The organism is Actinoplanes xinjiangensis, assembly GCF_003148685.1.
Taxonomy (GTDB): Bacteria; Actinomycetota; Actinomycetes; order Mycobacteriales; family Micromonosporaceae; genus Actinoplanes; species Actinoplanes xinjiangensis.
The window spans coordinates 345,449-359,699 of record NZ_QGGR01000004.1 but is presented as its reverse complement, the minus strand read 5'-3'; the positions used below and the strand labels follow the sequence as shown (position 1 = coordinate 359,699).

General features: G+C 72.9%; 8 protein-coding genes. 5 read left to right on the top strand and 3 right to left on the bottom strand.

Annotation, left to right across the window (positions count from 1 at the left end; translation table 11 throughout):
- The first annotated feature begins 4,073 nt into the window (after positions 1 to 4,073).
- A complete protein-coding gene (locus BC793_RS11370) occupies positions 4,074 to 6,488 on the top strand; it encodes a WG repeat-containing protein (RefSeq protein WP_146246235.1) in 2,415 nt (804 codons plus the stop codon).
- A 9-nt stretch (positions 6,489 to 6,497) separates the two neighbouring features.
- On the top strand, positions 6,498 to 7,496 hold the full coding sequence (locus BC793_RS11365; protein WP_109592047.1) for an aldo/keto reductase family protein: 999 nt from the start codon (positions 6,498 to 6,500) through the stop codon (positions 7,494 to 7,496).
- A 1-nt stretch (position 7,497) separates the two neighbouring features.
- Here BC793_RS11365 and BC793_RS11360 read toward each other — a convergent pair whose 3' ends face one another.
- Both BC793_RS11360 and BC793_RS11355 read right to left on the bottom strand, forming a co-directional pair.
- Entirely contained in the window at positions 7,498 to 8,319 is an 822-nt protein-coding gene (locus BC793_RS11360) for a site-2 protease family protein (protein WP_109592045.1), read from the bottom strand.
- 10 nt (positions 8,320 to 8,329) lie between these two features.
- Positions 8,330 to 8,527: a hypothetical protein gene (locus BC793_RS11355; protein ID WP_109592043.1), complete on the bottom strand. Its 198-nt coding sequence runs from the start codon at positions 8,525 to 8,527 to the stop codon at positions 8,330 to 8,332.
- Positions 8,528 to 8,610: 83 nt separating this feature from the next.
- On the opposite strand from BC793_RS11355, the gene BC793_RS11350 reads away from it, so the two are divergent.
- Both BC793_RS11350 and BC793_RS11345 read left to right on the top strand, forming a co-directional pair.
- Positions 8,611 to 10,488, top strand: a complete 1,878-nt coding sequence (locus BC793_RS11350; protein WP_109592041.1) for a bifunctional adenosylcobinamide kinase/adenosylcobinamide-phosphate guanylyltransferase — start codon at positions 8,611 to 8,613, stop codon at positions 10,486 to 10,488.
- Positions 10,481 to 11,215, top strand: a complete 735-nt coding sequence (locus BC793_RS11345; RefSeq protein WP_109592039.1) for an adenosylcobinamide-GDP ribazoletransferase — start codon at positions 10,481 to 10,483, stop codon at positions 11,213 to 11,215. Before BC793_RS11350 ends, BC793_RS11345 begins: the two co-directional genes overlap by 8 nt.
- A 282-nt stretch (positions 11,216 to 11,497) precedes the next feature.
- Here the strand turns inward: BC793_RS11345 and gcvT are convergent, their stop codons facing one another.
- Positions 11,498 to 12,589, bottom strand: coding sequence for a glycine cleavage system aminomethyltransferase GcvT (gene gcvT, locus BC793_RS11340; RefSeq protein WP_109592037.1), 1,092 nt, complete (start codon positions 12,587 to 12,589; stop codon positions 11,498 to 11,500).
- Between the two features lie 119 nt (positions 12,590 to 12,708).
- Between gcvT and BC793_RS11335 the strand changes: the two genes are divergently transcribed.
- A complete protein-coding gene (locus BC793_RS11335) occupies positions 12,709 to 14,244 on the top strand; it encodes a leucyl aminopeptidase (protein WP_109592035.1) in 1,536 nt (511 codons plus the stop codon).
- Positions 14,245 to 14,251 lie beyond the last annotated feature (7 nt).

The following is a 14,251-nucleotide window of genomic DNA, read 5'->3' as shown; positions in this document are numbered from 1 at the left end:
GTGGGCCGCAACAGGGTGGCGGCTTCGGTAACCCGCCGGTCTCGGGTGGGCCGGGAGGGCGTGGTCCGCAGACACCCGATGACCGGGGGGCGCACGGGTCCCGCGGGGCTGTTCCGCCTGGTGGTCAGTTCGCCGGGCAGGCTTCCGGGGGTGCGTTCCCCGGGGCGGGAGCCTCCGGACGGCCTGGCAGCGGTTCGGGGGGTTCCGCATCGTCTGGAGGGCCGGGCGTTTCCGGTCGTCCCGGTTACGGCGGTCCCGGCGCTTCTGGCGCTTCCGGCGGTCCCGGCCAACCCGGTCACGGCGGCCCAGGTGCATCTGGTCAGCCCGGTTACAGCGGTCCCGGATCCTCCGGGCAGGCCGGTCACGGTGGGCCGGGGGCTCCCGGTGCGGCCGGGCGTGGTGGGCCGGGGCGGCACGAGGGTGTGCCCGGTCGGCACGAAGGGCAGCCCGGTCGGCACGAGCCGGGCGCGGCCGGCCGGTTCGGTGGCCCGGTGGCGCCCGCAGCGTCGGCCGGATATGTGCCCGGCCGGGTTCGGCCCGATCAGGAGCCCGGCTACCAGGGCCGCCGGCAGAGTCCCGAGCAGCAGATTCCGCGGCAGGGTGGTGAGGCTCGCCCGGCCTCCGGACCGACGTCGCCCGCTGGACCCACCTACGGTGCCGCGCGCCCGGCGCCCGCCGACGCCTTCCCCGCGTACGCCGACGACCGTCGCACGCCCCGCGAAGGCCGCACGCCGGACGCCCCGTTCGACCTGCGCCCGGCGCCCCAGGACCGGAACTCGCCGGCACCGGCCCGCCCGGCACCGCAGCCGACCCGTGTCACACCGTCGCAGTCGGTGGCGCCCGCCGCCGTCTACCCGGCCAGCGGTACGTCCGTTCCCGCTCAGAGCCGCGGCGTGGGCGGGGGTGTCGCGCCGGTCTCCGGGCCGGTCGTGCCCTACGGCCAAGGCGGACCCGGCTTCCGAGAGACCCCGCCGGGCGCGGGTCGTCCGGTTTCCGGGCCGGGTGCCCCGTTCCCGCACGCGCATCCCGGCTCTGAAGCCACTCAGGGGCTGCGGGGACCCGACTCGTCTGCTCCGGTCTCCGGGCCGGTCCCGTATGCCGCGCCCGGCGTCGCCCCGGTTTCGAGCCCTGCGGTCCGGGATCAGCGCTCCGGTGCCGCTCCTGTTTCCGCGCCGGCCGCATTCCGCCCCGAAGCCGGGCCTTCGCCGACCTCCGGACCGGCCGGATTCGGACCCGGTACCGCGGCATCCTCGCCCTCCGGGCCGCCCGGATCCGGGCCCGGTACCGCGACATCCCCGTCTTCCGGGCCGCCCGGATTCGGGCCCGGTACCGCGACATCCCCGTCTTCCGGAGCGGCCGGATTCGGGCCTGGAACGGGAACAACTCAGACCTCAGGATCGGCCGGATTCGGATCCGGTACCGCAACGCCCCCGGCCTCCGGACCGGCCGGAGTGCCTGGAACCGGAACATCTCCGACTTCTGGACGGGGTGGATTCGGCCCTGGCTCCGGACCGGGTGGATTCGACCCGCGCGCCGGAAATCCGGGCGCTTCCGGATCGGCGGGGCAGGATTCGTATGCCCGGACCGGCAGCGCGCCGGTCAGTGCGCCGGCCGGGTCCGGCGGGCAGTATCCGCGGGCTTTGGAGACGCCGGAGACCACGCAGTCGTTCACCACGCCGGTCGCCGGACGGGACCCGCAGGTCGCGCCGGGTGCCGCGCCTGCCTCCGGACCGGTGGGGGCCGCTTCGGCAGCCGGTTATGCGCCGGAGGCCGAGGCCAGGGCGTCCTTCCCGCGTGGTCAGGTGCCGAACGGTGACGGCGGCAACGATGAGCAGGATCCGACTCGCCCGCTCGACCCGCGGCGGCTCGGGCACGGTGCTCCCTCAAGCGGACGCCACGACGGCGTCTCGGACCCTGACGACCCGACGCGGCCGTTCGGGCTGCGGCGGCGGCCCGGGAGCGAAGGGCTCGGAGACGCTGAAGAGCGCACCCGTGTCATCGATCCACGTAGGGCGGCGCCGACTGCTCGGAACACGCCGGAGCACCGTCCGGAGGCGGTCCACCGTCCCGAGGCCGGGCAACGCCCAGAGGCCCAGCAGCGTCCCGAGGCCGGGCAACGTCCCGAGGCCGGGCAACGTCCCGAGGCCGGTCAGTACGGTGCCCAGACGGCTCCGTGGCAGGCTGCGTCCTCCGCGCCGGCTCAGCCCGGGGAGCGGCAGGCTGCCGCTGAGCGAGGCTATGCCGGTGGCTGGGCCCCCGGATCTCAGAGCGAGCAGCAGACGTCGGCCGAGCCCGGTCGGCAGTCGGTCGCGTCGGGGGCGGCGCGGCCGTTCGCGGCGGAGGACGCCGGTGCCTCGGTGGCCAGTGAGCCGCCCGCAACTGGGCCCACCTCGGACGAGCCGGAGACCCACGGCCTCGGATGGCTGCTGTCTCTGAGTGGGCTTGGAGCGACCACCCCGGTCCCCGAGGCCGAACCGGCCGCACCTGTCGAGAGCGTCGAACCGGAAATCCGGCCGCTGGGCTGGTTCGCGCCGGTCGACACCGACGACGACCCCCAGGCCGGTATTCCGGCAACGTCACCGACCATCCCGGCCCAGGACAGTTCGGCACCACCTACGGCCCCCCTCCTCCAAGCCGTTCCGGCGCCGTCCGAAACCACTCCGAACGAGGACGTCTCGGCAACGCCAGGGATCACTTCGAACGAGGACGGTCCGGTAACGCCAGAGGCCACTGCGAACCAGGACATTTCGGCAACACCAGACGCCAGTCCGAGCCAGGACGATTCGGCAACCCCAGAAGTCACTCCGAACCAGAACGTTTCGGTAACGCCAGAGGCCCGTCCGAACCAGGACGTTTCGACGACACAGCCGGTCGGCGTGAACCGGGATGTCTCGGCAACGTTCGTGACCGCCGCGGCCCAAGCTGTTCCGACGCCGCCTGGGTTCACTCCTGCGGAGACCTTCAGCGCGACTGCCGGTACGGTCCCGGCCGCTGAGGGCGCGGCCCCTGTGGACTTCTCCTCGGCGGACGACAGCGCGGCCGAGGGTCGTTCTGGCGCCGAAGGATCTGCCGATTTCGGTACTGGTGGCGACAGCCCGGCAGGTGCGGCTACCGCACTGGGCGATGCTGCCAAACCGGTTACAGAAGCGGGCAATACTGGCACGTTGGTGCCGCAGCCTCGGCAGCCCGCCGAGGACGGGACGGAAGACGGGCAAGCGCTCCCCCGAGCGGAGGGTGACGGCGGCCATGAGGCTGCGCATACCTCGGCGGCCCCGAAGTTCGACGCCACGAATAGCTTCACCGACACGCAGCCAGGGACCGGTGACACCACCGGTTCCGGCGAGACGGATACCGAGAGCAGCGCGGCCACCCGGACCAGCGAGACAGTCACGGGGGGCAGCGAAACAGACACCGTCGGCGGCGAATCCACCGGCTCCGCCGAGAGGGAATTCGGGACCGGTAATACCGGGACGGAGACCCGGACCGGCGACACCAGCACTTCCCCCGCGGTGGAAACCGGAGCCGGCGACGCCGAAACGGCACGTGGCGGGGAATCTGCCGGGATGACGGTTGCCCCCGGCGATGGGTCAGGGTGGCCCGGCGCGGCCGATGAGTCCGTCTCTGGGGCGTGGGATCCGGCAGATCAGACTGCCGCGTTTGCTTCGGATGAGGCGTCGGGCGGGTCGGATGAGGCTTCGGCAGGGATCGGTGAGGCGGACTTCGCGGCGGCTGCGGGCGGGATGTCGGCCGGTGTGCCGGCTGGGGCGTTCGCTGAGGTCGAGGAGACGTCGTTCGATGGTGGCGGCTCGGATGGGGACCGGGTGGACGCCGGACGTCACGGCGAGCCGGGTAGCTCGGGCGAGTCCGCTGTCGCGTCCGACGACGGCGAGGACCTGACCGCCGTGTTGGACCGGTCCGGGCTTGAGCAACCGGCAACCACCGCCGACAGCGATGCTGTCCGCCCGGAGGCCGATGACTCGGTCCAGGTTGTCTCGGCTACGGACGGCGATTCGGTGGAGGCTGCCACGCAGGTGGGTGGCGGATCCGATGAGGAGTCGGATCTCACTCAGACCATGCGGATCGTCCGGCTCAAGGCTGCACCGGTCCGGGAGACACCGTCCCACGACGTCGGCACGGCGGACGACGGATCAGCCGCTGAGCATGACGCCGTGGTGACGGAGTCCACGAACGACGAGATCACCGAGATGTCAGCCGTCGTAGTGAGTGACGCGGTCCTGCCGTCGAACACCGCAGCGAATGCCGAAGACGCGGTGGAACCCGACACCGTCGTCATCGCGGGAGAACCGGCGACCGTCCTGATCAATGCCGAGCCGGACACCGTCCTGTTCACTGCGGAGCCGGAGCCGGAGCCGGAGCCGGAGACTGCCGCCCTGGTCATCGAGCCGGACACCGTCGTGCTTTCCGCAGAGCCGGAGACGACCGTTCTGGGGACGGAGCCGGACACCGTCCTCCTTCGCGCCAAACCCGAGACCGGCATGCTCGTCGCAGAGCCGGACACCGTCATGTTCCACACGGAATCAGAACCGGACACCGTCCTCTTCAGTGCAGAGCCGGAAACCGCCGCGCTCAACACGGAGTCCGGGACCGGCGCAGTCGATGGGGAGCCGGAGACCGCCGCGTTCAACACCGAAACCCAGACCGACGCGGTCGACACAGAAGCAGAGACCGCCGCACTCAACACCGAAACCGAGACCGGCGAGGTTGACGGGGAGCCGGAGACCGCCGCCTTCGCGGTGAAGACCGAGACGGTCGAGCGACCTGAGAACGCCGCGGCGGCAGACGTGGCTGCGGGAGCGGTGAGTGCTGCCGACGGTGGCGTAGAGGTGCCGGATGTGCGGACTGAGGCCGACGGGGACGGAGATCCCGGCGAGACGGCGACGGCCGTGGCCGGCGAGGTGGAGGCCGGGCCGGCTGCGGTGGGGGACGACGAGAGGCTGGGAGGGCCGGCGGGCGGTGCTCCGGGCGTACCACTGCAAGGGGTGACGTCGGAGACGACGAGCGGAAGCGCGGCCGAGGCCGCTGCGGAGACCGCGTCGCGAAGCGGACCGCCGGAGGCGAAACCCGAGGCCGAGAGTACGGCCGGAGGTCCGGGCGAGGGTGCGGCGGCGACCGCGGACGGCGGGCGGGTCGAACCGGTGCGGCAGCGGCGGGATCAGCGGGCCCCGGCGGACCGGCGGCGGGCCGATCCGGAGCAGATCCTGGCGGCGTATCCGTGGGCCTATGACCCGCAGACGCTGCGGGAGCAGGTGGACGACCCGGACCGGCTGTGGGATGTCGCGGACCGGCTGACCGACCGCCTGGAGTTCGCCGAGCGGGACAACGTGCGGGCGGGGCTGCTGAGTCTGCGGGCCGTGGTGCACCGGATCGTCGGGGAGCTGGATGATGCGCTCGCCGACGGGCGGGACGGGCTGCGGCACGCGGAGGCGGCCGGTGAGTTGCGGACGGTGGCGATCGCGCAGGCCCGGCTGGCGCACGTGCTCCAGTGGCGGGGCGAGTTCGAGGAGGCGGACCGGCTGTATGCGGAGGCCGATTCGGTGGAGCTGCCGCCGCGGACGCGGGCGGAGATCCGGGAGCTGGCCGGGCGGTCGGCGTACGAGCAGGGCCGCTACCTGGAGGCGGTGAACCACTTCGAACGGGCGCTGGACGTACGCCGCGGTGAGGATCCGGAGCTGGTGGAGCGGATCGAACTGGCGCTCGATGCGATCACCCGGCGTTCCGGGGCGGCCGGGTGGGGTCCGTATCCGCGCAACCGGGACGAGGTGCTGGGGCGGCCGGAGGCGCCGGTGCCGCTGCTCGACGACGGGGCCGGGCTGTGGGGGTACGCCGCCGCGATCGAGCCGCGGTTCGCCGAGGCGCAGCCGTTCTCCGAGGGTGCGGCCTGGGTGCGGCGGCCGGATTCGGCGGCGTGGGAGCTGATCGACGCGCACGGTGAGCTGATCATCGCGGCGGCGCACGGTTATACCGGGGTGACCCGGTTCGCCGAGGGGCTGGCCTGGGTGAGCCGGCCGGATCAGGGTGGCTGGTTCGCAATCGACCGGGAGAACCGGCTGGTCGTGCCGGCCGGCGGGTTCGAGGACGTGCGGCCGTTCCGCCGTGGTCTGGCCGTGGTGCGGCAGGGCGGTGTCTGGGGTGCCGTCGACCGGCACGGGCGGGTCACGGTGCCGCCGCGGTACCAGCGGTTCGTGACGGCGCTGCACTTCGGCGGGACGGTCGACGGGTTCACCGACGAGGGACTGGCGGTCGTCGGCGCCGGGGACCGGTTCGGGGTGGTGGACCGGTCCGGGCGGCTGCTGGTCGAGCCGGTGCACGCGGCGGTGGTGATCCATCCGGTGGCGTTCCTGGTGCGTGACGCGGCCGGGCTGTGGGCTGCGCTGGACCGGTCCGGCGCGCCGATGGCCGGCATGGGCGACCGCGATCTTTCCGCACTGGTCGACGCGCTGCCGGAGGAGACGCGGCCGGTTCTCTAACCTGAGGGGATGGAGTTTCGTCATCTCGGCCGTTCCGGCCTGCTGGTCAGCGAGATCGCCTACGGAAACTGGATCACCCACGGTTCGCAGGTGGAGGAGGAGGCCGCGCTCGCGTGTGTGCGCGCGGCCCTCGACTCCGGCATCACCACCTTCGACACCGCCGACGTGTACGCGGGGACCCGCGCCGAGGAGGTGCTGGGCCGGGCGCTGAAGGACGAGCGCCGCGAAGGCCTGGAGATCTTCACGAAGGTGTTCTGGCGGACCGGTCCGGGCGCCAACGACAGCGGCCTGTCCCGTAAACACATCCTGGAGTCGATCAACGGCTCGCTGCGCCGGCTCGGCACCGACTACGTCGACCTCTACCAGGCGCACCGGTTCGACCATCACACGCCGCTCGAGGAGACCATGGAGGCGTTCGCCGACGTGGTCCGGCAGGGCAAGGCGCACTACATCGGCGTCTCCGAGTGGAGCGCCGAGCAGATCCGGGCCGCGAAGCCGCTCGCCGACGAACTGCACGTCCGGCTGGTGTCCAACCAGCCGCAGTACTCGATGCTCTGGCGGGTGATCGAGGCCGAGGTGGTGCCGGCGTCGCAGGAGCTGGGGCTGGGCCAGATCGTCTGGTCGCCGCTCGCGCAGGGGGTGCTGACCGGCAAGTACAAGGCCGGGGAGCAGCCACCGGCCGGGTCGCGGGCCACCGACGAGAAGTCCGGTGCCGGGTTCATCGCCCGGTGGCTGGAGGACGACGTGCTGAACGCGGTCGCCCGGCTCCAGCCGCTGGCCGCCGAGGCCGGGCTGACCCTGGCTCAGCTGGCCGTGGCGTGGGTGCTGCAGAACCCGAACGTCTCCGCGGCGATCATCGGCGCGTCCCGGCCCGAGCAGGTCCGGGACAACGTCAAGGCGTCCGGGGTGAAACTGGACGACGGCCTGCTGAAGGCGATCGACGAGATCGTGGAGCCGGTCGTGACCCGCGACCCGTCGCTCACCTCCAGCCCGGCCGTGCGCCCGTGACCTACTCCCAGAACCGCATCAGGCCGAAGCCGGCCCCGTAGAGGCGTGCGTCGATGCCGATCAGGCCGGCCAGCCAGTCGACGAGCGTGAAGAACCACTCGCCCACCTGGGTCTGCCACAGCAGCAGGAACAGCACCAGGAAGCCCCAGGGCGCCATCAGGTTCCACGCGCGCTGATAGGCGGGGCTGAACCACGGGGAGATGATGCTGCCCCCGTCCAGCCCGGGGACCGGTAGGAAGTTGAGCACACTCGCGGTCACCTGAAGGAAGGCGAGCAGGGCCAGCGCCGCCCAGAACGCGACGTGACTGTCGTCGGTGAGGGAGGCCTGGCCCAGCCCGGTCACCACCACCTCCGGCGCCAGGCCGAGCAGGAACGGCATCGCCACCACCACCGCCAGCACCACGTTGGTGAGCGGGCCGGCCGCGCTGATCAGCGAGTCCTTCAGCTTGCTCTGGATGTACCGGTGGTCGATCCAGACGGCGCCGCCGGGCAGGCCGATGCCGCCGAGGATCACCACGATCACCGGCAGCACGATCGAGAGCAGCGGATGGGTGTACTTCAGCGGGTTGAGCCGCAGGTAGCCCCGCTCGGCGACGGTCAGGTCGCCGGAGAAGTAGCCGGTGACGGCATGCGCGTACTCGTGCAGGCAGAGCGAGATGATCCAGCCCGAGATCACGAACAGGAACACGTCGAAACCGACGTTGCCGAAATTCGTCCACGTCATCACGCCGGTCACGACGAAGACCGCGACGATGCCGGCGAAGATCGGGCTCGGCACGAAGGCGTTGCGTGGTGTGCGGGTGTAGACCGGTTCGTACGTCACGGCAGCCCGCTCACTCGGCCGGGAGCAGGCTCATCTGGTAGTCGACCCGGTCGTCCTCGACGAGGGTGACCGTGCTGACCCCGGTGGCCTGCAACTGCCGCCACTCCTGGCCGATCCAGGACTCGGCGTCGGCCTGGCTGCTGAACGACTCGTCCGGGCCGTCGACAGGCTTGCCGTCGACGTCCTCGTACCGCCAACTCCACGGCATACAGCCGCCCCCTCACGTCAGTACCTCGGTGGGCTTCCACCCTACGGCGTCCGCGTGTGCGACCCGGCTCTAAGGTACGGGGCATGTCCGAAGATCGGTGGAACACGGTTCTGGTGCTCGGTGGGATCCGCTCCGGCAAGTCCGGGTTCGCCGAGTCACTCATCTCCGGCGCCCCCTCCGTGCGGTACGTGGCGACCGCCGTCGGCGGCGAGGACGACCCCGAGTGGCAGGACCGGATCGAGGCGCATCAACGACGGCGCCCACAGTCCTGGACGACCGAGGAGACCGGCGCCGACCCGGCCGCGCTCATCGAGCTGCTGCTCCAGGCCGGACCCGACGAGACCGTACTCGTCGACGACCTCGGCGGCTGGGTGGCCGCCGTGCTCAATCCGGCACGGCAGCCCAACAACGACGAGGCCGACGTGACGGCGCTCGCCGCGGCCGTCCGCGACACCGCGGCGCGGGTGGTGCTGGTCAGCCCCGAGGTGGGGCTGTCGCTGGTGCCGGTGACGCCGGTCGGGCGGGCCTTCGCGGACGCGCTCGGCACCACCAATCAGGCGCTGGCCGAGGCCAGTGACGCGGTCGCGCTGGTGGTCGCCGGGCAGACCACCTGGCTGAAGGGGCACGCCGCCCCGATCCCGCCGGTCGCCGAGGCACCACGGGTCGCCTCCCGGCCGATCGCCGTGCCGACCCCGGCGACGCCGGCTCCCCCGCCACCGCCGGCCACTGTGGTCGCCCCCGTCGCGGCGCCCGAGCCCGAGCCGGCGCCGGTCAGCGCGCTGAGCGGCGCCACGATGACGCTGCCGCTCGTCGCCTCCGGGCTCACCGAGATCAAACCGGGCATGGACCTGCCGCTGCCCAGCGCCGACGCCGGGCCGGACGCGCGGGAGCGACTCGCCGGCCTGGACCTGCCGGGCGGCGGGCTGGGTGCGCTCGGCGAGGCCGTCGAGTTCGCCGCGGCCACCCAGAACTCGGTCACCCCGCACGCCTGGACGGGCGTCCGGGTGGTGGTGATCGGCGGGCGGCGTACCGGTGGGGCGGTGGCCGGCACCGACACCGCCGATGTGGAACGCCGCATCGCCGAGGCCGAACTGGGCACCGGGCTGATCGGCCGGCTGGCCGGGCAGGCCGGCGCCGACATCGCGGTGCTGCGTACCCCCGCGACCGGTGCGATGGAGGACGGCCCGGTCACCGGGGAGCGCGAGGTCGAGGCCGCACTCCGCGACGGCTGGAAACTCGCCGACGGCGCCGCCGACGCCGGCCGGGACGTGATCGTGCTGGCCGCCATCTCCGCCGGCATCGAGGCCGCCGCGACGGCGGTGCTGGCCGCCACCACCGGAGCCGAGCCGGTCGCCACCCTGCCCCGGGTGCAGGTGCCGGGCGCCCGCTTCGACGACACCGCCTGGATGGCCCGCTGCGCCGCGGTCCGCGACGCGCTGCACCGGATCCGGCAGGAGCCGCGCGGCGCCGTCGACATCCTGCGGCAGGTCGGCGGCCTGGACGTGGCGGTCGCCACCGGTCTGCTCCTGGGCGCCGCGGCCCGCCGCATCCCGGTGCTGGTGGACGGCCCGCTCGGGATCGCCGCCGGGCTGGTGGCCCGCGACCTGGCCAGCCAGACCCGGCACTGGTGCCTGCTGCCGGAGGCGGGCACGCTCGCGTTGGTCCGGCAGGGTGCCGACGTGCTCGGGCTGACGCCGGTGCTCCAGGTCGGCCTGGATCTGGGCGAAGGCGCGAACGCGCTGACCGTCCTGCCGGTGGTGCGGACCGCGGTGGGGCTGGCGGCGGCGATGCCGGTGCACCCGGCGCTGCTCGGTGAGGTCGGCGACGACGGGCTCGACGACGAGCCCGATGACGATGTCGACGAGGACCTCGATGAGGATCTCGACGATGACGGGCCGGATCTGCCGTTCAACACCGCCGCTTTCAACACGCTGAGTCCGCGCACGGACCGGGGTGCTTGACGGGGTACGGCTGGCGGTCACCACGCTGACCGTGCTGCCACTGCGGGCGGGCCGGGTGGACCGGTCCACCGCGGCGGTGGCGATGTCCGTGGCACCGGCCGTGGGGGCGCTGCTGGGGCTGGCGCTGGCCGGGCTGCACGCCGGGCTGCGGGCGGCCGGATCTCCCGAGCTGGTCGCGGCCGGGCTGACCGTCGCGGCGGGTGCTCTGCTCACCCGCGGGCTGCATCTGGACGGGCTCGCGGACACGGTGGACGCGCTCGGGTCGTACCGCTCGGGTCCCGCCGCCCTGGAGATCATGAAGAAGCCGGACATCGGGCCGTTCGGTGTGGTGGCGCTCTGCGCCACCGTGCTCGTTCAGGCCGCCGCGCTGACCGCGGCCGGACCGTGGGCCGTCATGACGGCCTGGGCGGCCGGGCGGCTCGCGGTGAGTGTCGCCTGCCGCCGGGGCGTGCCGGCGGCCCGCCCGGAGGGTCTGGGTGCGATGGTGGCGTCCACGGTGCCGTTCGCGGCCGTGGCGGTGGGCGCGGCGCTCGTCGGTGCTCTCGCGCTGGCCGCGGTTCCGGGCCGTCCGTGGCAGGGGCCGGCCGCCGTCGCCGCCTCCCTGTTCGCGGTGGTGCTGCTTCTGCGGCATGCGGTACGACGGTTCGGCGGCATCACCGGCGACGTGCTGGGAGCGGCCGTCGAGCTGGCCGTGACGCTGACGCTCGTGCTCGTGACCCTGGCCTGACCCCCGCGGCTGGCCCCCACCGCTGCCTCAGCGCGCCGGAGACAGCGGTGAGAACCAGCCGTGAAGATCCGGACCAGCTGGACGCCACCACTGTCTCAGCGCGCCGGAGACAGCGGTGAGAGCCAGCTACAAAGATCCGGACCGGCTGGACGCCACCGCTGCCTCAGCAAGCCGGAGACAGCGGTGAGAGCCAGCCGTGAAGATCCGGACCAGCTGGACGCCACCGCTGCCTCAGCGCGCTGGAGACAGCGGTGAGAGCCAGCCGTGAAGATCAGGGGCGGGTCAGCGGACGGATGGGGTGACGAAGGGCGGCTTGACGAGGCGCGCCTCGGTGCGGCGGCCGCGGATGTCGATCTCGACCAGGTCGCCGTCGGCGAGGGCGGCCGCGGTGTCGATGAGGGCCAGTGCGATGCCGATCTTCTTCGTCGGGGAGAAGGTGCCGCTGGTGATCTCTCCCACGGGAGTCTCCCCCGCGTACACCCGCATGTGTCCCCGGGGGACGCCGCGGCCGGTGAGTTCCAGGCCCCGCAGTTGCCGACGCGGGCCGGCGGTCTTCTCGGCCTGCAGGGCCGCCCGCCCCCAGAAGGCCGGTTTGTCCCAGCCGACCGCCCAGCCGGAGCGGGCCTGGACCGGGCTGATGTCGAGGCTCAGCTCCTGGCCGTGCAGCGGATAGCCCATCTCGGTGCGCAGCGTGTCCCGGGCGCCGAGCCCACAGGGGCGGACGCGGGCGTCGACCACCGCGTCCCACACGGTGGCCGCGTCGTCCCAGCCGACGACGAGTTCGTAGCCGTGCTCGCCGGTGTATCCGGTACGGCAGACGGTCAGCTCGGCGCCCCGGAACGACGCGGTGGTGAACGACATGTAGCCGTGCCCGGTGGGCAGGCCGAGCTTGCCGAGGATCTCCGCGGACTGCGGGCCCTGGACGGCGAGGATCGCGTAGTCGCGGTGCTCGCCGGTGACGGTCAGCCCGGCCGGGGCGGCCCCGGCGAGCCGGCGGACCACCTCGGCGGTGTTCGCCGCGTTCGGGATCAGGAAGACGTGGTCGTCGCCGTGCAGATAGGCGATCAGGTCGTCGACGACTCCGCCGCTCTCGTCGCAGCACAGCGTGTACTGCGCCTTGCCGGGGGTGATCCGGCCGAGGTCGTTGGTGAGGCACGCGTTGACGAAGGCGGCGGCCCCGGCACCCCGGACCCGTGCCTTGCCCAGGTGCGACACGTCGAAGACACCGGCCGACTCGCGGACCGCCGCGTGCTCCTTCAGGACGCCTCCCCCGGCGTACTCCAGGGGCATGTCCCAGCCGCCGAACGCCGCGAACTTCGCGCCGAGTGCGACGTGGCGGTCATGCAGGGGAGACTGAAGCGGCGCGGAAGACATGACACTCAACTTACCGTTGACCTTGGGGTTGTTTAGAGTCGCGGGGACAACACCGTTTTCCCAATAGCCGGGAGCGCGCCCACCGGCGCCGTTCCGGCCCAGACGTCCGGAGAGTCCGAGTGACCCAGCCCAGCCTCAGCCTGGTCGACACCGACCCGGCCGAATCGGCGGTCGATGCCATCATCATCGGCCTGCACAGCCAGCCAGACGAGGACGGCACCCTGTTGCCGGCCGCGGGTGCCGAGAGCATCACCGCGGCCTTCGACGGCAAGCTGATCTCGACGCTGGCTCTGCTCGGCGCGACCGGAGCCGCCGGCGAGGTGACCAAGCTGGCCACCCTCGGCACGATCGCCGCGCCGCTGCTGGTGGCGGTCGGCCTCGGCGCCGAGCCGGACGGCCCCGCCCCCGATCTGGAGACCCTGCGCCGGGGTGCCGGCGCGGCGGTCCGTGCGCTCGCCGGCAGCGCCACCGTGGTGCTGGCCCTGCCGGTGCCCGACGACGCGGACGCCCCGCCGGTGCTGCGCGCCGTGCTGGAGGGTGCCCTGCTCGGCGGTTACCGCTTCGCCGGTTACAAGACGAAGCCGCAGAAGGGCCGCCGGGACCCGGTCGCGGAGCTGCGCCTGCACGTGCCGGACGCGGCCGACGAGGCGGCGGCGGCCGAGCTGCGCCGCGCCGAGGTGGTCGCCAGGTCGGTGCGCCTGACCCGCGACTGGGTCAACACCCCGCCGAACGCGCTGCGCCCGGCCGATCTGGCCGACCAGGTGGCGGCGGCCGCGACCGAGGTCGGTCTCGGTGTCGAGGTGCTCGACTTCGAGCAGCTCAAGGCCGGGGGCTACGGCGGCATCGTGGCGGTCGGCCAGGGCTCGGAGGCCCCGCCGCGGCTGGTGAAGCTGACCTACACGCCGGCCGGGGTGGAGAACCCGAAGCGGGTGGCGCTGGTCGGTAAGGGCATCACCTTCGACACCGGTGGCGTCAGCATCAAGCCGGCCGCCGGCATGTGGGAGATGAAGTCCGACATGGCGGGTGCCGCCGCGGTGGCCGCCACGATGGTCGCTATCGCGCAGCTCAAGCCGGGCGTGGCGGTCTCCGGTTACCTGGCGATCGCGGAGAACATGCCGTCCGGGTCGGCGTACCGGCCGGGCGACGTGATCACCATGTACGGCGGCAAGCGGGTCGAGGTGTTCAACACCGACGCCGAGGGCCGGATGGTGCTGGCCGACGCGATCACGCGGGCCTGCGAGGACGGCGCCGACTACCTGTTCGAGACGTCGACGCTGACCGGTGGGCAGGTGATCGCGCTGGGCAAGCGGATCGCCGGCCTGATGGGTTCGGACGAGGCGACCGCGCTGGTCGAGGCGGCCGGCAAGGCGGTCGGCGAGCCGTCCTGGCGGATGCCGCTGCCGGACGACGTGCGCAAGGGCATGGAGTCGGAGATCGCCGACATCTGCCAGACCAACGCCAACCTGGACCGGGCCGGCCACATGCTGCAGGGCGGCGTGTTCCTGCGCGAGTTCGTGGCCGAGGGGGTGGAGTGGGCGCACATCGACATCGCGGGCCCCAGTTACCACACCGGTGAGGCGAACGGTTACTGGACGAAGGGCGGCACCGGGGTCCCGGTCCGGACCTTCCTCAAGCTGGTCGACGACCTGTCCTGACGCGGTG